Origin of the sequence: Leifsonia sp. YAF41 (genome assembly GCF_052113185.1) — a bacterium.
Lineage (GTDB): Bacteria > Actinomycetota > Actinomycetes > Actinomycetales > Microbacteriaceae > Cryobacterium.
This window is the reverse complement of record NZ_JBFRCS010000004.1, coordinates 148,663-174,240: the sequence shown is the minus strand read 5'-3', so window position 1 is coordinate 174,240 and position 25,578 is coordinate 148,663. Positions and strand designations below refer to the sequence as shown.

The 25,578-nt window shown below is 66.9% G+C and carries 26 protein-coding genes; 11 read left to right on the top strand and 15 right to left on the bottom strand.

The window, feature by feature from the left end; translation table 11 throughout:
* Positions 1-52 precede the first annotated feature (52 nt).
* Positions 53-883 carry a nuclease-related domain-containing protein gene (locus AB4Y63_RS05685; protein ID WP_441790071.1) on the top strand — a complete coding sequence of 277 codons (831 nt, stop codon included), beginning with the start codon at positions 53-55 and terminating at the stop codon, positions 881-883.
* A gap of 28 nt (positions 884-911) precedes the next feature.
* Here AB4Y63_RS05685 and AB4Y63_RS05680 read toward each other — a convergent pair whose 3' ends face one another.
* Together AB4Y63_RS05680 and AB4Y63_RS05675 are read right to left on the bottom strand one after the other, a co-directional pair.
* Positions 912-1,343 (bottom strand): DUF2809 domain-containing protein, encoded by a 432-nt coding sequence (locus AB4Y63_RS05680; protein ID WP_441790070.1) that lies wholly within the window; start codon positions 1,341-1,343, stop codon positions 912-914.
* A 73-nt stretch (positions 1,344-1,416) separates the two neighbouring features.
* A complete protein-coding gene (locus AB4Y63_RS05675) occupies positions 1,417-1,653 on the bottom strand; it encodes a hypothetical protein (protein WP_441790069.1) in 237 nt (78 codons plus the stop codon).
* A 237-nt stretch (positions 1,654-1,890) separates the two neighbouring features.
* On the opposite strand from AB4Y63_RS05675, the gene AB4Y63_RS05670 reads away from it, so the two are divergent.
* Positions 1,891-2,634 carry an endonuclease/exonuclease/phosphatase family protein gene (locus tag AB4Y63_RS05670; protein WP_441790068.1) on the top strand — a complete coding sequence of 248 codons (744 nt, stop codon included), beginning with the start codon at positions 1,891-1,893 and terminating at the stop codon, positions 2,632-2,634.
* A 187-nt stretch (positions 2,635-2,821) separates the two neighbouring features.
* Complete coding sequence (locus tag AB4Y63_RS05665) at positions 2,822-3,310, top strand: heme-degrading domain-containing protein (protein ID WP_441790067.1); 489 nt, start codon at positions 2,822-2,824, stop codon at positions 3,308-3,310.
* A gap of 418 nt (positions 3,311-3,728) precedes the next feature.
* Here AB4Y63_RS05665 and AB4Y63_RS05660 read toward each other — a convergent pair whose 3' ends face one another.
* Together AB4Y63_RS05660 and AB4Y63_RS05655 are read right to left on the bottom strand one after the other, a co-directional pair.
* Positions 3,729-4,130 (bottom strand): RidA family protein, encoded by a 402-nt coding sequence (locus tag AB4Y63_RS05660; RefSeq protein ID WP_441790066.1) that lies wholly within the window; start codon positions 4,128-4,130, stop codon positions 3,729-3,731.
* A gap of 37 nt (positions 4,131-4,167) precedes the next feature.
* Positions 4,168-5,199, bottom strand: coding sequence for an LLM class flavin-dependent oxidoreductase (locus AB4Y63_RS05655; protein WP_441790065.1), 1,032 nt, complete (start codon positions 5,197-5,199; stop codon positions 4,168-4,170).
* A 781-nt stretch (positions 5,200-5,980) separates the two neighbouring features.
* Here AB4Y63_RS05655 and AB4Y63_RS05650 point away from each other — a divergent pair.
* Together AB4Y63_RS05650 and sufU are read left to right on the top strand one after the other, a co-directional pair.
* On the top strand, positions 5,981-7,252 hold the full coding sequence (locus AB4Y63_RS05650; protein WP_441790130.1) for an aminotransferase class V-fold PLP-dependent enzyme: 1,272 nt from the start codon (positions 5,981-5,983) through the stop codon (positions 7,250-7,252).
* Positions 7,249-7,692 carry a Fe-S cluster assembly sulfur transfer protein SufU gene (sufU, locus tag AB4Y63_RS05645; RefSeq protein WP_441790064.1) on the top strand — a complete coding sequence of 148 codons (444 nt, stop codon included), beginning with the start codon at positions 7,249-7,251 and terminating at the stop codon, positions 7,690-7,692. Before AB4Y63_RS05650 ends, sufU begins: the two co-directional genes overlap by 4 nt.
* Before the next feature lie 139 nt (positions 7,693-7,831).
* On the opposite strand, the gene AB4Y63_RS05640 is transcribed toward sufU, so the two are convergent.
* From AB4Y63_RS05640 to AB4Y63_RS05615, 6 genes are all read right to left on the bottom strand, one after another.
* Entirely contained in the window at positions 7,832-8,779 is a 948-nt protein-coding gene (locus tag AB4Y63_RS05640) for an ROK family protein (protein ID WP_441790063.1), read from the bottom strand.
* A complete protein-coding gene (locus AB4Y63_RS05635; protein WP_441790062.1) occupies positions 8,776-9,765 on the bottom strand; it encodes an asparaginase in 990 nt (329 codons plus the stop codon). The genes AB4Y63_RS05640 and AB4Y63_RS05635 overlap by 4 nt, the downstream gene beginning before the upstream one ends.
* The gene (locus AB4Y63_RS05630) at positions 9,758-10,642 is read right to left on the bottom strand and encodes an amino acid ABC transporter permease (protein ID WP_441790061.1); all 885 of its coding nucleotides are present in this window, start codon (positions 10,640-10,642) and stop codon (positions 9,758-9,760) included. Before AB4Y63_RS05630 ends, AB4Y63_RS05635 begins: the two co-directional genes overlap by 8 nt.
* Positions 10,639-11,289 (bottom strand): amino acid ABC transporter permease, encoded by a 651-nt coding sequence (locus tag AB4Y63_RS05625; protein ID WP_441790060.1) that lies wholly within the window; start codon positions 11,287-11,289, stop codon positions 10,639-10,641. Before AB4Y63_RS05625 ends, AB4Y63_RS05630 begins: the two co-directional genes overlap by 4 nt.
* A 33-nt stretch (positions 11,290-11,322) precedes the next feature.
* Complete coding sequence (locus AB4Y63_RS05620; RefSeq protein ID WP_441790059.1) at positions 11,323-12,279, bottom strand: glutamate ABC transporter substrate-binding protein; 957 nt, start codon at positions 12,277-12,279, stop codon at positions 11,323-11,325.
* A 97-nt stretch (positions 12,280-12,376) separates the two neighbouring features.
* Positions 12,377-13,165, bottom strand: a complete 789-nt coding sequence (locus AB4Y63_RS05615) for an amino acid ABC transporter ATP-binding protein (RefSeq protein ID WP_441790058.1) — start codon at positions 13,163-13,165, stop codon at positions 12,377-12,379.
* A gap of 144 nt (positions 13,166-13,309) precedes the next feature.
* Between AB4Y63_RS05615 and AB4Y63_RS05610 the strand changes: the two genes are divergently transcribed.
* The 3 genes from AB4Y63_RS05610 to AB4Y63_RS05600 are packed head-to-tail and all read left to right on the top strand — an operon-like array spanning position 13,310 to position 16,202.
* A complete protein-coding gene (locus tag AB4Y63_RS05610; protein ID WP_441790057.1) occupies positions 13,310-14,503 on the top strand; it encodes an ROK family transcriptional regulator in 1,194 nt (397 codons plus the stop codon).
* Positions 14,500-15,438 (top strand): Gfo/Idh/MocA family protein, encoded by a 939-nt coding sequence (locus AB4Y63_RS05605; protein WP_441790056.1) that lies wholly within the window; start codon positions 14,500-14,502, stop codon positions 15,436-15,438. The genes AB4Y63_RS05610 and AB4Y63_RS05605 overlap by 4 nt, the downstream gene beginning before the upstream one ends.
* On the top strand, positions 15,435-16,202 hold the full coding sequence (locus tag AB4Y63_RS05600) for an SDR family NAD(P)-dependent oxidoreductase (protein WP_441790055.1): 768 nt from the start codon (positions 15,435-15,437) through the stop codon (positions 16,200-16,202). Before AB4Y63_RS05605 ends, AB4Y63_RS05600 begins: the two co-directional genes overlap by 4 nt.
* A 166-nt stretch (positions 16,203-16,368) precedes the next feature.
* Here AB4Y63_RS05600 and AB4Y63_RS05595 read toward each other — a convergent pair whose 3' ends face one another.
* From AB4Y63_RS05595 to AB4Y63_RS05580, 4 genes are all read right to left on the bottom strand, one after another.
* Positions 16,369-17,226, bottom strand: coding sequence for a DUF4097 family beta strand repeat-containing protein (locus AB4Y63_RS05595; RefSeq protein WP_441790054.1), 858 nt, complete (start codon positions 17,224-17,226; stop codon positions 16,369-16,371).
* Positions 17,227-17,419: 193 nt separating this feature from the next.
* The gene (locus tag AB4Y63_RS05590) at positions 17,420-18,430 is read right to left on the bottom strand and encodes a hypothetical protein (RefSeq protein WP_441790053.1); all 1,011 of its coding nucleotides are present in this window, start codon (positions 18,428-18,430) and stop codon (positions 17,420-17,422) included.
* A 165-nt stretch (positions 18,431-18,595) separates the two neighbouring features.
* A complete protein-coding gene (locus AB4Y63_RS05585; RefSeq protein ID WP_441790129.1) occupies positions 18,596-18,832 on the bottom strand; it encodes a glutaredoxin family protein in 237 nt (78 codons plus the stop codon).
* A gap of 521 nt (positions 18,833-19,353) precedes the next feature.
* The gene (locus tag AB4Y63_RS05580; RefSeq protein ID WP_441790052.1) at positions 19,354-21,789 is read right to left on the bottom strand and encodes a lamin tail domain-containing protein; all 2,436 of its coding nucleotides are present in this window, start codon (positions 21,787-21,789) and stop codon (positions 19,354-19,356) included.
* Positions 21,790-22,289: 500 nt separating this feature from the next.
* On the opposite strand from AB4Y63_RS05580, the gene ligD reads away from it, so the two are divergent.
* Together ligD and AB4Y63_RS05570 are read left to right on the top strand one after the other, a co-directional pair.
* Positions 22,290-23,258, top strand: a complete 969-nt coding sequence (ligD, locus tag AB4Y63_RS05575) for a non-homologous end-joining DNA ligase (protein WP_441790128.1) — start codon at positions 22,290-22,292, stop codon at positions 23,256-23,258.
* A gap of 132 nt (positions 23,259-23,390) precedes the next feature.
* Entirely contained in the window at positions 23,391-23,600 is a 210-nt protein-coding gene (locus AB4Y63_RS05570) for a hypothetical protein (RefSeq protein WP_441790051.1), read from the top strand.
* A 151-nt stretch (positions 23,601-23,751) separates the two neighbouring features.
* Here AB4Y63_RS05570 and AB4Y63_RS05565 read toward each other — a convergent pair whose 3' ends face one another.
* The gene (locus AB4Y63_RS05565; protein WP_441790050.1) at positions 23,752-24,777 is read right to left on the bottom strand and encodes an SDR family NAD(P)-dependent oxidoreductase; all 1,026 of its coding nucleotides are present in this window, start codon (positions 24,775-24,777) and stop codon (positions 23,752-23,754) included.
* Positions 24,778-24,893: 116 nt separating this feature from the next.
* On the opposite strand from AB4Y63_RS05565, the gene AB4Y63_RS05560 reads away from it, so the two are divergent.
* Positions 24,894-25,523: a TetR/AcrR family transcriptional regulator gene (locus AB4Y63_RS05560; RefSeq protein WP_441790049.1), complete on the top strand. Its 630-nt coding sequence runs from the start codon at positions 24,894-24,896 to the stop codon at positions 25,521-25,523.
* Positions 25,524-25,578: the final 55 nt, after the last annotated feature.

The window sequence follows — 25,578 nt, the reverse complement described above, 5'->3', positions numbered from 1 at the left end:
ACCCATTCAACCGGCCAGCCCGCTAGATTCTATTCATTCAAGAAGGAGATCCGTGGCCGAAACCCTGAGCATGCGGCAGCGCTGCGCGGGCCAGTCGGTCATCGAGAATCTGGTACGCCACCAGGCCGACATGCCTCGCCGCTCGCCGCTGGCCCGACTCGTCGGACGCTCGCCGCTGAACGCGGACGCCACCGCGTGGTACCTCGACGCCCAGGGCGAAATCGCGATGGGACGCATCCTCGACATGCTGCCGCCCGAGTGGACGGTTCTCCATGCGCTGCCCGCCGGAATGGGCGCGCTGGACATCGATCACCTGGTGATCGGTCCCTGCGGAATCTTCACCGTCAACACCAAGCACCACCACGACAAAGATGTCTGGGTGGCCAAGAGCACTCTGGTCGTTGACGGTGAGGCGCGAGGCTATATCCCGGCCGCCGAAGTCGAGGCGCAGCGGGTGTCGGCCATCGTCGAAGAACGGATGCCCCTGCCCGCGCCGGTGCAACCGGTCATTGCGTTCATCGATCCCAAGCAGGTGACGATTCGGGAACGACCGACTCAGGTCAAGGTCGTCGATGCATGGCAACTGCGTCGCTGGCTGACGAATCTGTCCCCGGTGCTCAGCCCCGCCGAGCAGGACGAGATCGTCTCACTGCTCGACAATCCGGTCACCTGGCATGCCACCGGCCCGGTGCCGATTTTGACCGATGCGCCGTCGCAACCGCAGTTCAGCACGACGGTCGGCCTCCTTGCCGCGTTCGAGCTGATCGATGCCGAGGTGCGATCGGCGCGGGTGCGTCGAGGTTTCTGGAAACTGGTCGGCTACGGAGCGCTCGTGGTCAGCCCGATGGCATTGCTGCCACTCGCCTTAGGAATGTTCGGCTGAATTCCTCCGTGCTTCAGCGAACCGTTCTTCAGCGCACCGGCTCCGATTCGGACGACTTGACACGGTTGGTCTTCGAGCGCCGCACCGCGGCATCCGCGGCCAATGCCACTCCGGTTCCGAGCGCATAGGCGATCAGATCGACCGGCGCGAACGTAGTGCCGAAGACGAGCCGGGCGGGCGGGAAGGCGTCGGAGAGGATGCCGGGTACCCCGGTGAGTTGGAACAACTCGATCGCCCCGCAGAACGCGAGCGCGATGCCCGCCACCGTGACGCTCGAGGCGCGGGGGAGTAGAAGCGCGACGAGCAGATAAATGAGCACGGCGTAGAGGGCGTCGGCCGTGAAATCGCCCGCAGGTCCGCTGCCTATAACGTGCACCAACAACCCGGTGGCGAGGACACCGGCGGCACAGCCGAGGAGCCAGGCGCGGCGGCGACCGGTGCGGACGGGGCGTGGAGTCATTGCTGCACTGTATCGGGCGACGCTGACTGATGAACGGTCCGGTCCACGCGGGCGACGGCCTGCAGAGGTGCGGTTATCGCTTGGGCTTGTTGGTTCCCGGGGCGTTGTTGCCGTGCATCCAGAGGATGTGGGCACGCACCGAGAGCGCGCCACCGATCACGAGCGACACAATTGCGACGGGCACAATCTGGGTGACCGCGACGCTGCCGGTGAGGGCGTTGACAATGATGAGAAGTACCGCGAAGCTGCTGCACGAGAATCCGGCGATCGCACACGTGTTGAACGACCAGCTCTTCATGGTGCGGAGCACGGGGATCCCATCGGGTTGAGGTTCGAAGGCCCGCCTCCGAGAATGCAGGGCGACCAGGATCAACGGTACCAGGGGGTGCTGGGAGAGGGATGCTGCGCCGAGCGCCCGGGCGGATGCAGTGTGCGCTTGCCGTCGCGTGCGAGAGACATCCGGCTGGGATTCTGAGCCAGTCGCATCCCGAATCGGCGAACCGAACGTAGGCTGGAGCTCTACTACTGAGATAGAGGCAGGGCCATCGTGAGGGTGATCAGTTACAACCTCCGCAAGAACCGGGCGAGCGTCGAGCTTGAGGCGCTGGTGAATCGGTATAACCCCGACATGCTCTGTTTGCAAGAGGCGGACACGTTGGCGCTGCCGGCGGAGATCAGCACACTGCACCTGGCCGATGCCACCTCGCGCAACCGGCTCGGCCTCGCGCTGTACTACCGTCGGGACCGCTTCGCTGCGGTCCAAACGCGCACGTTCGCGCTCAAGAAGTCACTCCACGACCGGCTGCTCACCCCCGCGCACGAGCGCCTGATCGGCACCCGGCTGAAGGATCATGCGGCGGATCGCGAGCTCGTCGTCGCCTCATTTCATGCGGCACCGCTGACCGCGCGCAATTCGTTGCGGCGCAATCAGATCCGTTCGGCGCACGAGGAACTGCACACACTCGGGCCGGGACTGCCGACCCTCATGGTGGGCGATTACAACTATCCGCTGTTCAAGGAAAACCTGAGCGAGAATGTGCAGTCCCGCGGCTACGACCTCACGCTCAGTGACAGCAGGACGTATACCCGTTACAAGGTGTTCCGTGGGCACTACGACCTGGCGACGTCGATCGGGCTGTCCATCGACAGCATCGAGACTCTTCCGCGGGGAACCTCGGACCACATGCCGATTCTGGTGAACGCCACCTACAGCGATGCGGTGACGCCCAACGGGCTGGAGCCCGGGGGCCAGCAACCGGCTCCGGTGTCAGGGGACGGCTTCACCATCTGACTTCACCATCTGAGGTGAACGATGTTTCCGGATGCCGCCGCGCGGGTTGAACGCCGCAACGCGCGTCGGCGGCGGCCCGCGTCGCGACGCCCGACCCGCGCGGCGGCGAGGCCTACGCTGGAAGGTGCCGCCGCGATGCACGCGCTCTTGATCGATCGTGCCGCACCGCCCAACCAGAAGGAGTCACATGAGTGACCGTCACGCAGAAGAGGCGGCCCTGGCCACTCTTCTCGAGCAGGAGCGCGACATCCAGTTCGCCGCGTTCACCCATGCGGATGCCTGGACCGTCGGCACCCACCTCGTCGAACTCGCCAGTGAGCGACTGCACCCCGTCGCGATTGCGATCATGCTCGGTGACCAGCGGGTGTTCCACGCGGGCTTGCCCGGGGCATCCGCCGACAACGACGACTGGCTGGAGCGCAAGTTTCGGGTGGTGCGCCGATTCGGACATTCCTCGCTGGCCGTCGGCACCGACTTCCGGTCGCGCGGCGCGAACTTCGACGTCGATTCGCGCCTGAACATCAGCGACTATGCGGCTCACGGTGGGGCGTTCCCGATTCGGGTGAACGGGATGCAGGTCGGCGTTGTTGGTGTTTCCGGGCTCCCGCAGCGGGAGGATCACGCTCTCGTCATCGAGGCGCTGATCGCGCACCGCGACCGCGAGGTCGAGCTCTAGGGCGCCGCCCATCTCGTTGGTCGAGGAGCGCGTGAGCTTGCGAACACGCGTCTCGAGACCTAGCGAGCCGACCCTCAGACGCTACTCAAGTTCAGGGATCGGCTCGCGGGATCTCGAGATGCGGCCTCCTACGTCGGCTGCTCCTCGATCACCGGGATGGTCGTCAGCGCTCAGAGTGTCGTGCGGCTCAGAGTGTCGTGCGGTTTTGCTGTCACTGCCAGCGCGGGCGGCAGGGGCTCCATTTTCGCTAATGAACTTCAGGCTCATATGACTCTGAAGTTCATTGGCGAAAACGTATGACCCCGGTTCGCTTCAGCGCGTAGCGCCACGTTCCACCACTGACGCGTGTAGCAGCCACGGTCAGCGTCGAGCAGTTCGACTATCGGTGTGGCTGTCCGCCGAGTCGTATGGGGAGGTGTCACCTCACGACAGCGGCGATGGCGCTGATCTCCACGAGTGCACCCGGTACCCCGAGTCCCGCAACTCGTACACCCATCACCAGTGGTGGCTCGTCGGATGCCAGTTCCGTGGCGATTGCCCCGTACGCGGCCCGGAGATCGACCCCGTCGAGGAACATGACGGTCCACTGCACGACGTCATCAACAGTCGCGTCGACAGCGTGAAGCGCGGTCACCGCGTTTCTGAGGGCACGCGTCGCTTGCGCTGCCACGTCGTCTGCGCCCACGAGCGCGCCCGCCTCGTCAACGGAATTCTGTCCGCCGACATAGATCGTTGTTGCGCCTGGTGGAACGACGGCCACGTGGCTGAAGGCCGGGCTCACGACGAGCCCGGCGGGCCGGATGCGTTGTATGGATGTCATGCCGCGATCGTTGCATGATCCGCCGACACAACAAGTGCTATTTCTTGTTGCGCCAGCCGATCGCCGGCGCGATGTGCCGCGCGATCGTGTCGAGCAGATGTGCGTTGTAGTCGACCCCCAACTGATTCGGGATCGTCAGCAGGATGGTGTCGGCGGCCTGCACCGCCGCATCCTGAACCAGTTCGGCCACAATCTGGTCGGGCTCGCCGACGTAGGTCTTGCCGAAGCGGGCGAGCCCGCCGTCGAGGTAGCCGACCTGATCGCTGCGCTCGCCGGCCGCCATCGAGCCGAAATACTCGCGGTCCTCTGCGGTCGTGATCGGCAGGATGCTGCGGCTCACCGACACGCGCGGCTCGCGCGGCCAGCCGGCCTCGGCCCACGCGGCGCGGTAAAGCGCGATCTGCTCAGCCTGCAACTCGTCGAACGGCACGCCGGTGTCTTCGGTGAGGAGGGTGCTGCTCATCAGATTCATGCCTTGCTGGGCAGTCCAGACCGCGGTCTTGCGGGTGCCGGAACCCCACCAAATTCGGTCGGGGAGTCCGGGGGACTGCGGCTGAATCGACAGCGGAGCCACCGACCTTGACATCTGCGGGTTGGGGAGCACGACCCCGGCGCCGTCGATCGCCGCGCGGAACAGTTCGGTGTGCACCCGCGCTTCGTCGGCATCCGTTCGATCGTCGGCGGGAACATAACCGAATGCCTCATAGCCGCGCAGCGCAGGTTCGGGTGAACCGCGGCTGATGCCGAGCTGCAGACGTCCGTCGCTGATCAGATCGGTCGCTGCGGCCTCTTCGGCCATGTAGAGCGGGTTCTCGTAACGCATGTCGATGACACCCGTGCCGATTTCGATGCGACTGGTGCGAGCCGCCATCGCCGCCAGCAACGGGAACGGAGAGGAGAGTTGCTGCGCGAAGTGGTGCACCCGCACGTAGGCGCCGTCAATGCCGATCTCCTCGGCGGCGACCGCGAGCTCAATGCTCTGCATCAGAACGTCGCGCGCCGTGCGCACCTGCGAACCCGGGATCGCCTGCCAGTGCCCGAACGAGAGAAAGCCGATGCGTTTGTCCATACTCGGCTCAGCGCGCCGGTGCCGCTCACTATTCCCACGCACACGCGCCGCTCACTATTCCCACGCACACGCCCTCAATGATTCTCACCGGCGACCGTCTCGATCGCCTCCCTGTCGTGCGGGTTGGTGGCTAACTCCTGCAATTTCCGGATGTCGCGCATCCGGCCCCCGGAATCATGCGGGAGTTTTCGCGCGGCCGGCCGGATTGCAGGAGTTAGCCACACAGCCCGTGTGGCAGGCCGGTACGGCTGAAGCCGGGGTTGGTTGGCTGCCCGGCTCGTGCGGGCGTGCAGGTGGTGGCTAACTCAGGAGATTTTCGGCTGTGGCGTGGCGGGGCCCCGGAATTACGCGGCGGATCCGGGGTGGCCAGCCGGATTTCCTGAACTAACCACACAACCCTCGCGGCATGGTCGTGCGCGGGGATGTCGGCCCTGCGATTGGTTGGCCGGTTCGTGTGGCGGGCTGCCGGTGGCTAACTCCTGCAATTTCCGGATGTCGCGCATCCGGCCCCCGGAATCATGCGGGAGTTTTCGCGCGGCCGGCCGGATTGCAGGAGTTAGCCACACACCAAGCACGCGGGTGGCGGCCGAATGTCGTCACACACAGCTGATCCGGATGCGTCGGAACAGGAACACGGGGAGAATGGTTGTAGCAGGCGACCCGCCATCCAGGTCGCTACGAAAGGCATTCCGTGTCACAACCCGCCGCCGGCACCACCACCGAGTCGACCTCCGAGCGCGAAACCGCGCCGAGCGCCGCCGCACCGGCCGCCCCGTCGCGCCTGACCGAGCAGGACATCCTGCGGATCCGGGCCGACTTCCCCGCGCTCGCCGAGACCGTCAACGGGCACCCGCTCGCCTACCTCGACTCCGGCGCCACCGCGCAACGCCCGCTGGTTGTGCTCGATGCCGAACGCGACTTCCTGATCCACAGCAACGCGGCCGTGCACCGCGGCGCGCACACGCTCGCCGGCCTGGCCACCGAAGCCTACGAAGACGCGCGCGAGACCGTCGCCACCTTCGTCGGTGCGCAGCCCGACGAGATCGTCTGGACGTCCAACGCCACCGACGCGCTCAACCTCGTCGCCTATGGGATGGCCAACGCCAGTCACGGCCGTGGGGGAGCATCCGCTCGCCGCTTCGCGCTCACCGCAGGCGACGAAATCGTCGTAACTGAGGCCGAGCACCACGCCAACCTCGTGCCCTGGCAGGAGCTCGCCGCGACGACCGGCGCGACCTTGCGTTTCATCCCGGTCGACGACAACGGCATCTATACGGTCGCCGACGCCGAAGCGGTCATCGGTGAGAAGACCCGGGTTGTGGCCTTCGCCCACGTCTCGAACGTCACCGGGTTCGTCGCTCCGGTCGCCGAACTCGTCGCACTCGCTCATGCCGTCGGCGCGCTCGTCGTGCTCGACGCCTGCCAGTCGGCACCGCACCGTCGCCTCGACGTCGTCGCCCTCGACGTGGACTTCGCCGCCTTCTCCGGCCATAAAATGCTCGGCCCGACCGGCATCGGCGTACTCTACGGGCGCACCGAACTGCTGAACGCGCTTCCGCCGTTCCGCACCGGCGGCTCGATGATCACGACCGTCACCATGGAAAGCTCCGACTTCCTCCCGGCCCCGCAACGCTTCGAAGCCGGCACCCAGCCGGTCTCCCAGGCGATCGCCCTCGCCGCCGCCGTGCGCTACCTCGACGAGGTGGGACTTGACCGTGTTGAAGCCCACGAAGAAGAACTCGCCGAACGGATGCTGACCGGCCTCGCGCAGATCCCGGGCATCCGTGTGGTCGGCCCCGGGCTCGGTGTTCCGCGCGCGGGGCTCGCCAGCTTCGACGTCGCCGGCGTTCACGCGCACGATGTCGGCCAGTACCTCGACGCCCTCGGCATCGCGGTGCGCGTCGGACACCACTGCGCCCAGCCCCTGCACCGCCGCCTCGGCCTCACCGCCACCACCCGCGCCAGCGCCTACCTCTACACGACCGAGGCCGAGGTCGACCGTTTTCTCGCCGCCGTCGCGCAGGTGCGCCCCTACTTCGGAGAAACCTCATGAGCGACGCCCTCGCCGGCCTGTACCAGCAGGTCATCCTCGACCACTCAAAGCTCCGCACCGGATTCGGCGAGCTCGAGCACGCGGATGCCGTGCGCTTCGAACGCAACCCGACCTGCGGCGATGAGATCACCCTGCAGATCGCCCTGGAGCCCGGCACCGACCGGATCGCCGCGCTCGCCTGGCGCGGAGCGGGGTGCAGTATTTCGCAGGCGTCGGCATCCGTGCTGGCCGGTCTGGCCCCCGGACTGACGACGGCGGAACTGCAGGCGACGATCGATGCGTTCCGCGAGATGATGCGCTCACGCGGAGTCGGCGAACCCGACGAAGACGTGCTCGGCGACGCCGTGGTTTTTCAGGGCGTCTCGAAGTTCGTCATGCGCGTGAAGTGCGCGATGCTCGGCTGGGTCGCGGCGGAGGGTTGCCTGGCAGACGTGGCCTAGTCGCAAGCGCCGGTGGTTGAGGAGCGCCCGACGGAGTCGGCCGCGTCTCGAAACCTCGCGAGTCAATCCTTGAACGCGGGTTGCGTCTGAATATCGGCTCGCCGGGTCTCGACAGGCTCGACCACCGGCACGGTCGGACCTAGACCGCCACAGCCTCCGCGACCGTCCACCCGTCGACAACATCGCCCCGGCCCGCCGCGCGGAACGCCAGAATCGACGCGCCGATCCGGCCCGCCTCGCTGCCGAGCAGCGCCTGCACGACGCGTGGCGCCTCCCGCCAGGCCAGCCCGGCCGTCAGCGCGTCACGCAACGGCCCGAACAACGCTTCGCCGGCATGCGCGAAACCGCCGCCGATCACAATGACACGCGGGTCGAGTAGCAGCGTCAGGATCGCAAGCCCCTGCGCGAGCACCTGCACGGCCTCAGCCCAGACCACATCAGCATGAGGGTCGGCGCCGAGGCGCGCGACGATCTGCTTCGAGCTGAGCGCCTCGCCCCCGCGCGCCTGGTAGCGTCGTGCCAGACCGGCACCCGAGACATACACTTCGAGGCAGCCGCGTTGCCCACAGGTGCACAATTCGCCGCCCGGAACCACGGGAATGTGCCCGAATTCTCCGGCCGCCCCGGTCGCTCCGGTGAGCGTGCCACCCGCCGAGACGAGTGCGGCAGCCACTCCCGTGCCGATCGGAATCAGCACGAAATCGTCGGCCCCGCGCGCGGCGCCGAGGAGCTGTTCGGCCAAGCCGGCCGCCCGAACGTCATGCCCGATCGCCACCGGCATGTCGAGCCGGGCGCGCAGCAGGTGCAGCAGTGGCAGGTCTTTCCAGCCGAGGTTCGAGGCATACCGCACCACCCCGGCTTGCTCGTCGACGATGCCGGGTGTGACGACGCCCGCGGCGATGACCTGCAGCCCGCGAACGGATGCCGTCGCCTCCAACGAGTGAAGAAGTTCGATGAGCGCCTCGACGATGTCGATCTCGGGCGTGAGCCGGGTCTCGGTGACGAGCGTCTCGCCGTGCTCGGTGACAAGCGCACCCTTCATCGAGGAGCCGCCGAGATCGACGGCGAGAACTACCTGTTCGCTCACGCTGCAGCCTCCGCCGCAAAGATCGCGGCCTGCAGGTCAGCGCCGGGAACGATTTCGCCGACCCGCTGCCCGCCGCCGAGAACCGGCACCTCAGCCAGAGCCTGAGCGGCGGTGACAGAGACGCCCACGAAGTCGAGTATGCGCAGGGCGATCAGCGTCGTGGCGCGGGGGCTGCCGTCGATGATCTTCATCGACACCGCTGAGCCGTCGGCTGCCGCGACCCCGATCACGCCTTCGGCGCCGCCCTTGGCGAGCACTCCGGGCAGCGCACGCATCAGCTCGGTGTTCGCCTGACCGCTGCCGCCGACGTAGAACGGGAACTCCCGCATCGCCGCGGCGACATGACCGGCCGGTTCGACGGCATCCGCCAGCACGAGACGCTGGAATGCCGTCGCGATTCCGTGCACGGAGGTGGCGAACAACGGGGCGCCGCAGCCGTCGACGGCGGTGTGTGTGAGTGCAACACCGGTCAGTGACGCCATGGTTTTTGCGATGTGCTGCTGCAACGGATGCGCCGGGTCGAGATAGTCGTCGGTGCTCCAGTCGTTCACGGCGCAGGTCAGCAGCATCGCCGCGTGCTTGCCCGAACAATTCATCCGAATCGCCGAGCGCGGCTCGCCGGAGCGAATCATCTGCTCGAACGTCGCCTCGTTCTCGGGCCGATCGGCCGGGCAACCGAGCGCTGACTCGTCGAGCCCAGCTTTCTGCAGGATGCCGCGCACGACGCGCACATGCTCGTCTTCGCCGGTGTGGCTGCCCGACGCGATTGCGATTTCTGCGCCGACGAGTGGGGCGCCGGCGGTGAGGCAGGCGAGAGCCTGCAACGGCTTGACCGTCGAGCGCGGAAGGATCTCGGCATCGGGGTCGCCGAGGGCGAGCACGACCTGGCCGTCTGGGTTGAGGGCGATCAGCGAGCCGAAGTGACGGCTCTCGATCAGGCCGGAGCGCCGCACGGCGGCGAGCTCGACCAAGGGTGACTTACGCACGGACTTCACTCTCTGGTTGCCCGATCGGCATCGGCAGCGCCGTGACGAGCGGTCCGATCGGCTTGCGCCGCCGCGTGGGCTTCTGCAGCCGCGAGGCGAGAGCCGACAGGCTGCCGTTGAAGACCAGGTAGATCAGGGTGACGACGAGGAACGTTTGAATGAGCAGGTGGTTGAAGGTCGACAGCACCTGGCCGCGGTAGAGCAGCTCCGTGTAGGCGACGATATAGCCGAGCGAGGTGTCCTTCAGCAGACTGACCAGCTGGCTGACCAACGACGGCACGACGTTGCGGAGGGCTTGCGGCAACACGACGAACGCCATGGTCTGCCACTGACGCAGTCCCAGGCTGAGCGCCGCCTCGGTCTGCCCGCGCGGCAGGCTCAGGATGCCGGCCCGGATGATTTCGGCGAACACCGCGGAGTTCGCGATGGTCAGCGGGACAACCAGCTTCCACAGGGTGGGAAGGTTGATGCCGAGCTGCGGGAGACCGAACAGCATCAGGTAGATCAGCAGGAGCACCGGAACGGTGCGGCCGATCTCGATGTAGACGGTGGCCAGCCAGCGCACCGGCTTCACCGGGCTGATCCGGCCGAGGGCCAGGATGATGCCGAGGACGGAGCCGAGCACCGCCACGATGGCGGCTGCGGCGAGAGTGCCGAGGAAGCCGACGAGCAGGAACTCCCAGATCGGCCACTGAGTGAAAGGCGCCCATTTCTCGGCGTCGAGCTGGCCGTTCGAACCGAACTGATAGAGGCCGAGGGCGAACACACCGACCAGCACGAGGGCGCTGATGATGGAACCGATCAGGATCGACCGTCGGCCGCGGGGACCAGGTTCTTCGTAGAGAAAGCTTGCGGCACTGTGTCGTGACTTGGTCATCGGACGATCGCCACCCTTCGTTCGATCCGGCCTGCGGCGAGTCCGATCACGAGTGCGATCGCCATGTAGACGAGGCCTGCGCCGGTGAAGATTTGAATGGGTTGTGCAAAGACGAGGTTGAGCTTGTTGACCTCGCTGGTGAACTCGACGACGCCGACGACGGCAGCGAGTGCCGTGTTCATGGCGAGGGCGATCATCACGTTGCCGAGCGGCTGCACGACGGCGCGCAGCGACTGCGGAATGATGATGAAACGGAACGATTGCAGCAGGGAGAAGCCGAGCGCCCGGCCCGCTTCGACCTGCCCGACGCCGACGGTGTTCACACCGCTGCGCACCGCCTCGGCCACATAGGCGGCCTCGTAGACGGTGAGCACGATGATGACCGTCGGCGTCAGGGGGGCGATCAGACCGGCATCCGGCAGCGCGAACACCGCCAGAATGAGCAGCGCCAGCAGCGGCACGTTGATGAAGAACTGCACGTAGCACCAGGCGGCCCACCGCAGAATCGGGATGGGGCTCACCCGGGCCATCGTCACCAGCACCCCGAGGATCAGGGAGCCGATGCCGGCGACGACGGCCATCATGAGCGTCGTGCCGAGCGCCTGAAGCAGGAGCCCGATGGTTTCGGGAGTCAGAATGTTATTCATCACTTTGCCGTTCGCTGGCGCTGCCGCCGTTGATTAGGAGCCGGGAACCGAGCCGATGGCCGGGGGAGTCGGGATGTCGGAGTCGACAACCGTTCCGAGCGAGTTCTTCCAGGCCTGACCCCACTGGCCGCCCTTCTGGATTTCAAGCAGCCAGTTGTTGACGAAGCTCTTGAAGTCGGCGTCGCCGTGCTTGAGGCCGATGCCGTAGGGCTCGGTGGTGAACGGCTGGCCGACGACCTTCATACCGTCGTTGGCGAGGGCGTCGCTGGCGAGCAGGGTGTAGTCCTGCACGTAGGCGTCGCCGCGTCCCTGCACGAGTGCCTGCACGGCCTGCGGGTCGGTGCCGAAGGTGAGCAAGGTCGCGGTGGGCTGCTGCGCGGGAACCTCGGTGACGGCCGGCGTGTTCGCGCCGACGATCACGGTCTTGCCGCCGAGGTCATCGATGCCCTTGATGTCTTTGTTGTCCGACTTGACGGCAACGGCCAGGCCGGAGCTGAAGTACGGGCCGGCGAAGTCGACCTGCGTGGCCCGCTCTTCGGTGATCGTGTAGGTGTTGAACACGACGTCGACGGTGCCGTTGGCGAGAAGCGCCTCACGGGTTTCGGATGCCGGCGGCACGATCTCGACGTTGGGCTCGCCGAGGATGTAAATCGCGAGCAGCTTCGCCAGGTCGGCGTCGAAGCCGGTGACGCTCGTCGGGTCGGTCGGGTCCTGCTGGGAGAGCAGCGGGGCGTCAAGCGCCTCGCCGACGATCAGCTTTCCGCGCGCCTTGATCTTGGCCATGGTCGAGTCGGGGATGATCAGCGAGTCTGCAGCGACCGGGGCATCCTTGAACACGGCGGACACGGCGGCGTCGCTGCCCGAGCTCGAGGTGCCACCGGGAACGCTGGCGGAACCGCCGGACGAGCAGGCGGTCAGCGCGAGCGCGGCAACGGCGATAACAGCACCCGCAACGGGGAGCCTCCGACGCAGTGAGGAGGGCAATGACATGGTTTTTCCTATCTTCTTTGGTGGGGAACCGTTGCGACGCAGGGCCGCTGGCATTTTGGTGAGGTGTGGTTGAGGGGGCCTGAGTGCGACAGCGTTGTTAGTGCGACAGCACTGAGGCCAGGAACGAACGCGCACGCTCGGTCTGGGGGTTGTCGAAGAAGGCGGCGGGGGTGTTCTGCTCGACGATCTGACCGGCATCCATGAAGATGACGCGATCGGCGGCCTTGCGGGCGAAACCCATCTCGTGAGTGACGACGACCATCGTCATTCCCTCCTGGGCGAGCGAGACCATCACGTCGAGAACCTCGCTGACCATCTCGGGGTCGAGGGCGCTGGTCGGCTCGTCGAAGAGCATGACCTTCGGATGCATGGCCAGCGCACGCGCGATCGCCGCGCGCTGCTGCTGGCCGCCCGACAGTTCGGCCGGGTACATGTGGGCCTTCTCGGCGATGCCGACCCGCTTCAGCAATGCCATGGCTTCGGCCTCGGCCGCGGCCTTCTTCATCTTGCGCACCTTCATCGGCGCGAGAGTGACGTTGTCGAGCACCGTGCGGTGGGCGAAGAGATTGAACGACTGGAAGACCATGCCGACGTCGGCACGCAGGTCGGCCAGGGCGGCGCCCTCACGCGGCAGCGCCGTGCCGTCGATCAGAATCTCGCCGGAGTCGATCGGCTCCAGGCGGTTGATGGCCCGGCAGAGGGTGGACTTGCCGGAACCCGACGGGCCGACCACGACGATGACCTCGCGGGGCTGCACGGTGAGGCTGATGTCTTTCAGCACGTGCAACGGTCCGAAGTGCTTGTTGACTCCGGCCAGGTTCACCATGGGGTGCCCGGTCGAAGTCGTGTCGGTGGGGCGTGAGTCGTGCCCGGGTGCCGCAGCCATGAAGTCCTCGTATCGTCGTCGATCCAGCAATCACGCAATCGTAAGTTGAAACAACAGTTTATGCAATAGTGGATTTACTTACTCCAGAAATGCAGGAAGTTGATACAGTAAAGTCAAATACCCGCTTCCTCCAGGATTGGCTCAATGACGATGACCTCCGTTGCCCCTCCCGTCTTCAGCCATGACTCCTCGCCGGGCGGCATCCTCAACCTGGTGCGCTCCGGGGCCTCGTCGTCCCGCGCCGACATCGCCCGGTCGACCGGACTCTCTCCATCGACGGCCACTTCTCGGGTCGAGGCCTTGATTCTCGGCGGCTTGCTGCGCGAAGCCGGCCGCGGCGACTCCCGCGGCGGACGCCGCCCGCGTCAGCTTGAGGTCAATCCGGATACCGGCGCGGTGCTCGGCGTCGACCTCGGCGCCCGCCACGCGTCGTTCGCCTTGTTCGACATGGCGGGAACGATGCTGGCCGAACGCCACCGCGACATGGACATCGGCGACGGGCCCGAGCGTATCCTCGGCTGGATCGTGGCTCAGGCCGAGGAGATGGTCGCCGAATCGGCGGGCCCCGGTCAGCGCCTGCGCGGGATCGGCGTCGGCCTGCCGGGGCCGGTCGAGTCCCACGCCGGTCAGCTGGTGTCGCCCTCGCGGATGCCCGGCTGGAACGGCGTCGACGCGGCCGCGCTGCTGCGCAGGCTCAGCGGGGTTCCCTCGCTGGTCGGCAACGACGCGAACCTGATGGCGCTCGGCGAACACGCGAGCCTCACCGAGCCGGTCGACCACCTCGTCTTCGTGAAAGCCGGCTCCAGCATCGGTTGCGGCGTGATCGCCTCCGGGGCCCTGCATCGCGGCCACCGCGGAATGGCGGGGGACATCAGCCATGTCGCCGTGCCGAACGCGCCGCACACGCTCTGCACCTGCGGGCGCTGGGGCTGCCTCGACGCCGTGGCCGGGGGAGCCGCGATCGTCGACAGCCTGCGCAAGGCCGGCGTCGACGTCGCCGACACCGCGGCGGTGCTGCAACTCGCCCAGCTCGGTCATCCTCTGGCCACGCAGATGCTGCGTGAGGCGGGAACCCGCACCGGCGGCGTGCTCGCCACGATCGTGAACTTCTTCAACCCGCAGCGGTTGGTGCTCGGCGGCCAGTTGAGTGAGGCCGAGGCTTTTGTGGCCGGGCTTCGTTCGGCGATCTACACCGAATGTCTTCCGATGGCCACCGACTATCTCGAGATCGCGGTGAGCGAGACGAAGGCGCGCGGCGGCGTGATCGGGGCCGGCCGGGTGATCCTCGACCATCTCTTCGACCCGTCGGTGATCAACGAGAGCCTGGCCACAGCATGAGCGGGGCAGGCGTGAGCGGGGCCGGATCGCATTCGATCGCGCTGATCGGCCAGGGCAAGATGGCGCAGGCGCACGCCGCGGCCTGGTCTGCTCTCGGGCTCGGCGAGCAGATCGCGTATGTCTGCACCCCTCGCCCGGGTGCCCCGCTGGCGGATGCGCCGAACGCCCGGTTCGTGACCGACCTCGACGCTGTGCTGGCCGACCCGGCCGTCGACATCCTCTCGGTGTGCACGCCGACCCCGACGCATGCCGACATCGCCATCCGTGCGTTGCGCGCCGGCAAGAGCGTGCTGCTCGAGAAGCCGATCGCACTCACTCACGCCGAGGCGGTGCGCGTGGCCGAGGTGGCGGAAGAGAGCCCGGGCACGTTCATGGTCGCCCAGGTCGTGCGTTTCTTTGAGGGCTATCGGATGCTGCGCGAGAGCGTGACCGACGGTCGCCTCGGCGAGGTGCTTGCGGTGCACGCCAGCCGTCTCTCCACGCCGCGCCAGGGCGACACCTGGATGACCGACGAATCGGCCTCGGGCGGCGTGCTCGTCGACTTCGCCATCCACGACTTCGACCAGCTGAATTTGTATCTCGGCACCCCGGTCGCGGTCACGGCGGTGCGCGGGGAGGAGCCCGGGTTCATCGAGACGACCGTGACATATGCCGATGGGGGCATGGGCACCGTCACGACCTGCAATGCCATGCCGGTCGGTTACTCCTTCACGAGCGCGTTGACGCTCACCGGCGCGGTCGGGTCGGAGTACTACGAATACTCAGCGGCCTCGCCGGACTCCCCGTATGCCGCCCAGGCCGCCTACTTCCTGCAGTGTGTCGAGAGCGGTGCGTCGCCGACACTCTGTCCCACGGAATCGGCGATTCTCGCTCTCGATGTGTCACTCGCCGCGCGCGAATCCCTCACCGCCGGCAGAACGGTTGAACTCCCATGAACGCTCTCGCGGCATTCTCGCTCGCCGGCAAGGTCGCCCTGGTCACCGGCGGGAGTCGCGGGCTCGGCCGGGCCATGGCCCAGGCACTCGGCGAGGCCGGTGCGGCCGTCGCGGTGACCGCACGCACGCGGGGCGCGGCGGAGGTCGCGGCGGCAGAGTTGCGTGAGCTCGGCATCCGCGCGTACGGGGTGCAGCTTGAGGTGACCGATGTTGCGGACGTCGAGCGCGCCGTCGCCCTGGTCAGTGAGTCGTTCGGTGAGATCGATGTGCTGCTGAACAACGCCGGCATCGGGGTCAGCGGGGCCGCGTTCGACCTGGCCGATTCCGAATGGCGCGACGTGATGGCCACCAATGTCGACGGGCTCTGGCACGTCAGCCGGGCGGTCGGTCGGCGCATGAAGGAGCGCGGCGGCGGGGTGATCGTGAACGTCGGGTCGATGTCGGCCGATATCGTGAACCGGCCGCGCTGGCAGGCGCCGTATCTGGCGTCGAAGGCCGCGGTGCATCAGCTGACCAAGGCATTGGCGGCGGAGTGGGCGCCCCACGGCATCCGGGTCAATGCGATGGCACCCGGCTATTTCTTGACCGAGATGTCGCCGGTCGATCAGCCGGAATACCGCGAGTGGTGCGTCGAACCGGCGGCGATGAAACGCTACGGGATGCCCGCCGAGCTCGGCCCGGTCGCGGTTTTCTTGGCGAGCGATGCCTCCAGCTTCATGACGGGTTCGATCGTGACGGTCGACGGCGGCTACACGCTCTTCTAGTCAGTTTGCAGTCTCGGTGGTTGAGGAGCGAGCGCCAGCGAGCGTCTCGAAACCTCGCGAGCCGATCTCTTGACTGGGGTTGCGTTTGAACGTTGGCGTGCGAGGTCTCGAGACGGCCGCGGGCGGCCTCCTCGACCACCGGGATGGTGATGTTCGTTCAACCCGCCTACTGACCCGACCGTTCCACGGTGACGGCGCCATTGATCGTCTTCGCCGTGATCGTGCGCTCGGCGGTGCGGTCGCTGGACACGCCATCCGTGTTGATCTGGCCGTTCACTGTCTGCGCATCGATGAAGTAGCGGCTGGCGTCGTCGGGCACCCGCACGGTGATTTGCCCGTTTGTGGTGGTTGCCGAGACGGCGGATGGAGCGTCATCGAACTCCAGCTCGATGCTGCCGTTGGTGGCGTTCGCGGTGAGTCGACTCGAGGTCGTATTCATCACCTGAATCGCCCCGTTGACGGTGCGGAGGCTCAGATCGCCTGAGGTCGCCGCCGCTTTGATGCGGCCGTTCGATGTCGCCACGTCGATGTCGCCGTCGAGCCCGATGAGACTGATGCTGCCATTGGTGCCCTGCACGGTGAGCGGAAGCTCAGCAGGCAGCTGAACCGAGACCGTGACGTTGCAGCGGGAGAACAGCCAGCCGTCGGGGCAGCCGCCGCTCACGGTGGTGATCCCGTTGTCCGACGTGACGGTGAGCGTGGGGCGTGACCCGGCGAAGGTGCCCGTCATGCTGACGTGCACCAGGCCGTCGGGGCTGGGGCTGAAACTCGGCTCGGCAGACGGAATCCCGACGGAGACACTCTGCTCGGCAACAGCCTCGGCAGTCTCGGAAATCGGTGCTCCTCGAAACAGGCTGAGCCCGACGGCGACCCCTCCCGCGAGGAGAACGAGCAGCACAAGCGGCGTCACCACGAACAGCACGATCTTGCTCGCCGTGGAGAGACCGTGGGGAGCCTGCGGCGCGGGCGATGCAGGCGGCGGCGGTGGTGGCGGCGGCGGTGGCGGTGAGGTTGGGGTGGTCATTACTGCCGACTTTCACGACTCGGATGCGTCGGGTGATGGTGGTGCCAGACTACCCAGCGGGCGAGCGCCCGGGAACCAGACGACGCGTGAACTGGTCATTCGACGTTGCGGAACGAGTTCACCGCTGGCCACGTMCAGCTGGGCCGGTGCCGGTGCCGGGCCGGTGCCGGGACCAGTGCCGGGACCGCTCGCGTCAGCTGACCTTCGTCAGCGCCGTCATCGACATCGTCGACGACTGACCGTTCTGACAGGTCTGGTAGAGCAGGTCGTAGCCGGTCGGGAGATCGGCGGTCGTCGCCGTCGCCTGGTTGAGCATCGCCTTGATGCCCTCGACCCGATACGTTCCGGCGTGTAGTCCGGTCAGCTCGATCAGAGTTCCGGCCTCGTCGGGAAAGTCGCGGCCGCCGCAACTCCAGTGCTCGGCGATGGTGGCGACGCCGTAGCGCGCGGTCACGTCGACTGAACCGCGGCAGGCATCAAGCTCGGGATACCAGCCGGCCGCGTAAACATCCTTGGTGTAGCGCAGCCGCTTCTGCTCGGCCGTCCACGCGGCGACGGCGCCGGTGACGGCGTTCATCGCCGGGCTGAGCGTCGACTCGATCGAGGCGAGCTCCCCGGCGTCGTTGAGTTTGAACGAATTGAGTGTGGCGATGCCCTGACGCAACCCGAACCCGGCAAGCAGGATGCTGGTGTTCGGTGTGACTTTCGCCGCCGCCTCGGATTGCGCGATCTCCGTCTCGACAACGCCCATCCGCCGGTCGGCCTCGACGATCGCTGCGGCGAGTTGGCTGCGCGGGTTCTCGTCGAGCACGTGTCCGTTGCTCTCATCGAGGAGTGTCTTCGCATCGGTCAGGTTGGATCTCATCGCAGCGGCCATCGGCTCGACGGTCGACTGTTTGAAGGCCAGCGATTCCCGTGCGGCGTCGTAGGAGCTCTGTGCGGTGACGTGGAGAACCGGTACGGCGATCGCGAGGCCGACGACGAGGGCGGTGCCAAGAATCAGCGCGAGGCGCAGGCGAGGCGTGCGGCGGATGCTCGCGTCGGGGCCGGCCGACGCAGGAGCATCGGAGCCGCGAAGGTCGGAAGCTGGGATGTCTGCGGCGAGGGCATCGGATGCGAGTGCATCGAAAGCGGACGGGCCAGACGATACGGATGCCGCGCCCGGCTCGGTCGCCGACTCGGAGGGCAGCCGTGTCGTGGACATCTCGCTCCTCTGTCGGCGATCGGCGCGAGAACTTCAGTCAGTCTGGCCTGCGGTGATGGATGTCGACTGAACCGCCGACACCACTGAATCACTCAGAAGTCTACCGGCCGGGCGGCCGGAGTCGGCGGGCCGGGGTGCGGCATCCGTCGGCCACCCGCACGCCGTTCAGCTGATGAGCCCGAGCTCCGTCAGCTTGGCGCGCACGATGGCATCGCTCGGCTCGACGACGTGAGTCTCGTCGGGAAACACGATGACCGGGATGTTGGTGCGCCCGCTGATCGCGTGGGCGCGGTCGGCTCCGTCGTCGACGACCATCAGGTCGACATAGTCGTAGTCGATGCCGAGTCCGTCGAGCAGCTTCTTCGAACGGCGGCAGTCGCCGCACCATTCGGCGCCGAACATCGTGATGCGCTGAGCTTCGTCGGTGGTCGCGGATTCGGTGGACGTCGATGCAGTGGTTGTCGATTCGGTGGCGGCAGAGTCAGTCATGGCTTCAGCCTAAGCGAGCGACCTGGCATCGGCCGGAGGGCGCTACGTCACCGACGGTCGGTGTGGCTAACTCAGGAGATCCGTCGCATCCGTTTGCGAGGAGCCCTGAAACATAAGGGTGCGGACGCCGCGGCCGACCAGATTTCCTGAGTTAGCCACACTGCGCACCTGAGCCACAACCAAACCAGAGCTCTCGGTCGGTCTGGCTGATTCTGGCTGCGCTGTGTGGCTAACTCCGGCAATCCGCCGCATCTGTTGGTTGCCGCCCCGGAATTACGCGGCTTCGGAGATCAAACTCCGGGAATTGCAGGAGTTAGCCACGAGGCAAATCGGACTCGGCATCGGCAACGGGAAGTGCAGCAGCAAAGCGAACAGCGCGGCCCGGGCTTGAGAAGCCCGGGCCGCGCTGAGTGTGCTGCGAGTTGGTCAGGCGGCTACTCGGGCAGGCCCCGACGACGCACGATGAGAAGGATGCTTCCCGCAGCGAGCAGCAAGAGAATCGCGAACACCGGTGCCAGGACATCGGCACCCGTCGACGCGAGTCCGGACGTCGGTGAGACCGTTCCGGACGCGGATGTACCTGACCCGCCGGTGCCGGCGCCGGATCCCGGCGCTTCTCCCGGGGTCGAGGACGCCGTGATGCTGATGGCGGTCCAGCCGATCAGAGTGCCGTTCGCGGCAACGACTGCGATGCGGTGTGCGCCGATCGGAGCGGATGCCGGAATCGTCACGCTCGCGGTTCCGGCGGCGCCGACCACGTTGCGTCCGAGGTGAACCGGGGTGGAGTGCAACCACAGATCAACTGTCGCGCCGGCCGATGGCACTCCCACTGTCACGACGATGGAGTCGCCGGCGTGGGCAGACTTCGGCGCCGTGACGGGACCGCGAGCTGCATCGGTGAGCGAGTCGGCCGGAACAGGGATCGGAGCGACGGGAGTGACCGGGTCAACCGGGTCAACGGGATCAACCGGATCAACCGGATCAACCGGATCAACCGGATCTACGGGGTCGACCGGCGCCGGAGTACACGCGATCGTTCCTTGACGCAGCGAGTGGCCATCCGTGCCGTTGTCGTCAGACCAGAAGACCGGCTTCACGCCGTCGACACAGAGCTTCTGCGGTGCGAGCGCGAATCCCTCATTGTTGACGTTCGGCATACCCGACGGGCGCTCGTAGACCGCCGTCACGGCGAAGTGACCGGCACGTTCACCGGTTTTTGCGACCTGCAGAAGGGAACTGCGGCCGTCGCAGGTGTCGTCGCAGACAGCCCACAGTGCCGAGCGCTCGGCGTCGAACTCAAGGTCCATCACGCCGGGGAAACCGCTGGCGATCGTTGCGACGCGGTGGTACCCACCGGTCACCTGGTCGAGGGCGTAGGCGTAGACCGTGCCGTTCGCCTCGAGGCCCACGAAGAAGAGTCCGTCGCCGTGGTTCGCGTATACGGCGGGGTCGTAGGCCTTCGTCGTGCTTTCATCGACGAGTCCCTGCGCCACGAGGAAGCTGTCGGGCACCCAGGCGAGGGCTTCGAGGCCGCTGTTGGGAGCGACCACCGGCAGATCGGCGACCAGGTTCCACTCCATCGTTGCCGACAGAGCGGGGCCGGCACCGGTCACGTCGTAGCGCAACACCGACGGGCGGCTGACCTTGCTCGCATTGTTGTTGCGTTCGGACGAGACGAACATGCCACCGGCCGCACCGGCATCGGTGAACGCGATGCCTTCGGCGTCGACATCGCCGGTGCCGTCGACGTAGTGCAGCGGCTTGCCTGCGGCCCAGCCATTCGTCGTGACCGGGGCCCAGCTCGTGCCGTTCCAGGCGAGCTGATACATCGTGCCGACGCCGTTCTTGGCTGCCCAGATCGTGCCGGGCGCCGACGAACCGGATGCCTGATAGGCCAGGCCGCTGAGATTGGTTCCGAAGTAGCCTGCGGCATCAACCGTGCTGATGGTGCTGCCACCGGGCCAAGGCGAGGGGGCGGGGATTCCGGGGCCTGGATCCGTTCCGGGATCGGTGCCGGGCACGCTGCAGTCGTTGGCGGCGCCCTTCGTCTCCGTGGTCGTGGTCACGAACTCGCCGGTGCCGTCGGGGCAGCGGCCGTAGGTGGTCGCGGCGTGAGCGGTCCAGCTGTAGCTGTCGATGAGTGTCGTGCCGTCGGCGGCGAAGAGTCGCGCGGAGTCGGCAGCACCCAGGCCGTAGGAGACGTCGACGTCAAGGGCGAGAAATCCGCCGGCCGGAATCGTGGTCGCCGCGGGGATGACGAAGCTGTGCGTGTCGTTGTTGTCCTTGAGAATCAGGCCCGAGACATCCGTCGCCCGAGGGCTGAGGTTCTTCAGCTCGATCCAGTCGCCGGGAGCTCCGCCGTTCGACTCGACCTCGTTGACGCGAACAGGCACGCTGCAGTCGTTGGCGGCGCCCTTCGTCTCCGTGGTCGTGGTCACGAACTCGCCGGTGCCGTCGGAGCAGCGGCCGTAGGTGGTCGCGGCGTGAGCGGTCCAGCTGTAGCTGTCGATGAGTGTCGTGCCGTCGGCGGCGAAGAGTCGCGCGGAGTCGGCAGCACCCAGGCCGTAAGAGACGTCGACGTCGAGGGCGAGGTATCCGCCGGCCGGAATCGTGGTCGCCGCGGGGATGACGAAGGTGTGCGTGTCGTTGTTGTCCTTGAGAACCAGACCGGAGACATCCGCTGCTGAGGAGGCGGTGTTGATCAGTTCGATCCAGTCGCCGGGGGTTCCGCCGTTGGATTCGAGTTCGTTGATGCGCACGCTCGGGGCATCAGGTGCGGCAGAGGCCGGGCTTAGCGCCCCGGTCAGTGGCGTGAGCACCACCAGAGACGTCAGGAGGGCGGCGGTGGGGCCGCGCCAGGTCGTTCGCATTCGGCTGCCTTTCGTAGCATGTCGATGGCGCCCACAACGGGCTCGAACTCAGAGTGGCGGCGGCGCTGAAACGTGCGGTGAACAGCAGGGGAACGCGGGCGTTCACCTTCGCAGGATCGGTGTGCACCCCGGCCGACGGGCACCCCTTCGCGCCCGGCTCGGTGGCTAACTCCGGTAATCTGCCGCGTCGACGCGAGCGAGGCGCGGAATCATGCGGGTGCGGATGTCGCAGCCCGCGAATTACCGGAGTTAGCCACACAGGCACGCAGGCACGCACACACGATGGGCGCCAGGAACTGAGGACGCCGGTGCCGCGGGAGGGGGTGACTCGTTCGAGCGGCGCGGGTAGCGTGTGCCGCATGGTCAGCGAAGTGGTGATGGTGACGGTCCCGGGCGGAACAGGAACAGGAACAGGAACCGGCAGCGGAACAGGAACCGGCAGCGGAACCGGAACCGACAGCGGAACAGGAACAGGTACCGGTACCGGCACCCCACGCGAGATGCGTCTCACCAGCCCGAGCCGCGTGCTCTGGCCCGAACCCGGTTTCACCAAACTTGACCTCGCCAACTACATCGTCGCGATCGGCGACGCCTTCGTCACGGCCAACGGCGACCGCCCGATCTCGCTGCAGCGCTTCGCCGGCAACATCGACGGCGACCAGTTCTTCTCCAAGAATCCGCCGAAGGGCACCCCCGACTTCGTGCGCTCGGTGATGGTGACCTACCCGAGCGGGCGCACGCATCCGCAGCTCGTCATCGATGAACCGGCCGCCGCCGTCTGGGCCGTGCAGATGAACACGATCGTCTTTCACCCCTGGCCGGCGCGCGCCGAGGATTCCGACCATCCCGATGAATTGCGCATCGACCTCGACCCGCAGCCCGGCACCGACTTCGACGATGCGATACCCGTCGCGTTCGAAATGCGTGCGGTGCTCGCCGAGGCCGGCCTGACCACGTTCATCAAGACCTCGGGCAACCGCGGCCTGCACCTGGCGGCCCCGATCGAGCTGACACACGAGTTCCTCGACGTGCGGCATGCCGTGATTGCCGCTGCTCGCGAACTCGAACGACGGATGCCCGATCAGGTCACGACGTCCTGGTGGAAGGAGGAGCGCGGCGCCCGTATCTTCGTCGACTTCAACCAGGCCAACCGCGATCGCACCATGGCCGGCGCCTACAGCCCGCGGGCCGTGCCGCACGCATCGGTGTCGTGCCCGATCGGCTGGGATGAACTCGAGAACATCAACCCGCGGGAGCTCACCATTGCGACCGTGCCGGATCGGCTGCAGAAAATGAGCGATCCGTGGGCGAAGTTGCATGCGCATCCGGGCAGCATCGGCGACCTGCTGCTCTGGTGGGAACGCGATCTCGAAGACGGCCTCGGCGAGCTGCCGTTCCCGCCCGATTTTCCGAAGATGCCGGGGGAGCCGCCGCGGGTGCAGCCCAGCCGCGCGCGTGCTGAGAAATGACGGCGCGCAACCCGCGCACCTGCGCACTCCCCGACCGAGGGTGTTCCGATACACGGGGTGCCCGACGATTTCAAGGCGTTGAAGTCGTCGGGCACCCGAGATATTCTCAATAATCGTCGGAAGGGGACCACGATGACACTGAACGGACAGATGGAGAATTTTCTCTCCGCCATGGAATACCCGGCTCGCCCGTCGGATCTCATTCGAGAGGCGCTCCGAGACGGGTTCACCGATGACGATGTGCTCATTTTCGCGATGCTCGATGAGCACTCGTACCACGGAGCATTCGAGGTGCGCCGGTCGCTCTCGCTCGAAGGGTCACTCGTTTCCAGCTTGGTCTGACGGCCCGTCCGCTGATCGAGGAGCGCGCGAGCTTGCGAGCACGCGTCTCGAGATCTCGCGAGCCGATCTCTTGACGTGGTTGCGTCTGAGGATCGGCTCGCCGGGTCTCGAGACGCTCGCTAGCGCTCGCTCCTCGACCACCGAGACGGTGCTACTGCACCGACCAGCCGCCGTCAGACGGAAGCACGACGCCATTGATGTTCACGCCGTCGTCGCTGAGCAAGAAGGTGATCGACGCCGCGAGCTGTTCGGCGGTTGCCAGCGACGGAATCGCCATCTGGAACGGGTGCAGGCGAGCCGAGCCGGCCTCGGACACGTGCGGGGGGAACGGGATGCCGGTGGCCACGCCTCCCGGAGCGACAGCGTTCACACGGATGCCCTGCGGTCCGTACATAAAAGCGGCGCTGCGGGTGAGGCCCACCACAGCGTGCTTCGAGGTCGTGTAGGCGTTGCCCGACGCGTTGCCGCGGAGGCCGGCCTCGCTGGCCACGTTGACGACCGAACCCGAGCCGGCCGCCATCATCGCGGGCAGAACGGCACGGGTGAGCTTGAACGTTCCGGTCAGGTTGACGCCGATGACGCGGTCCCACATGGCGTCGCTGGTCTCGTGCAACGGCGAGAAGTCGTCGTTGATGCCGGCCACGTTGGCCAGGCCGTCGATCCGGTCGCCGGCTGCGGCGATGATCGCATCCACTGATGCCTGCTGGGTGATGTCACCGGCCACGGTCACGATCTCGGCGCCCGGAACTGATGCGGCAACGGATGCGGCGAACTCGGCTAGCTTGTCGGCCGAGATGTCGACGGCCACGACACGGCCGCCTTCACGGGCGATGCGGGTGGCTGTCGCGCGTCCGATGCCGGAGGCAGCACCCGTGACGACAACCGTCTTGCCGGCGAAACGACCGGTGCTGACCTTCTCCTGCCAGCCGGCTGCCTCGGTCTCGGGGATGACGCCGCCGTTGACCGACTTCACGAGCTCATCGATGACCGACTGCGGCATCTGTCCCTGGCTCAGCGCGACGAGCTGCTGAAGCGGCAGCCCGAGTACCGGGGCGAGCGATGCTTCATCGGCGCCCGACGCGGCGAGCAGGCCGCGCACCGCCGCTCCGCCCTCCGGGTGGGCGAGCCATTCGCCGATGGTGCTGTTGCCGGTGAGAGGCTTCGGATCCGTTGCCATGTGAGTGTCCTTCCAGAGCGTTTTGTCGCGGTTCACGCGTAATTTCAGGCTATCCGACGAATGTCGGAAAACCAACAGATGTTGGAGAACTCTCGGGATGCTGAGAGACTGGATGCATGGATGTCCGAGTCGAACGCACCCGCCGCAGTCTGCAGCAGGCGCTCCTCGCGCTCGCCCAGGAGCATCCGCCGGGCGACATCACCATCGCGGGCATCGTCGAACGCGCCGGAGTCAACCGGAGCAGTTTCTACCAGCACTACTCCGATAAGGAGACCCTCCTCGCCGACGCCCTCGACATGGTCGAATCGGAGGCGGGTGCGATGGTTCCCGTATTCGACGGTCCGCTCCCTGAGCATCCGCCGGCCGACCTCGTCGCCTATCTGCAACACTTCGAGACGAATGCGGCGCTCTACCGACTAGTGCTCTGCGAGGGCGGCTCCTCGGTGGCGGCAGGTCGCATCCGCGCCCGCCTCGAATCCGCGGCCAGCGCCGGCGTCGCCGCGTCAGGGTCGCGCGCGTTCGACGGGCTCCCACCCGATGTCGTCGGTGCAGGAATCGCCGGATCTGCGCTCGGTGTGATCGCGGTCTGGCTCGATCGCGAGCCGCGCCCCCCGGTCGAGACCGCGGCCGACTGGGTCTGGCGGGTGCTGATCGGGCCGGGTCTGCCCGGTGTGCGGGAGGTTCCGCCGCAGACAGAACGCGCGAAGTCAGCGCGCGCTCAGCAGAGCGGCACCGACGGAAAGTAGGCTGGGGGCGGCGACGACGCGACGGCGGATGTCGCCAGGTGCGTCACACCCCCAC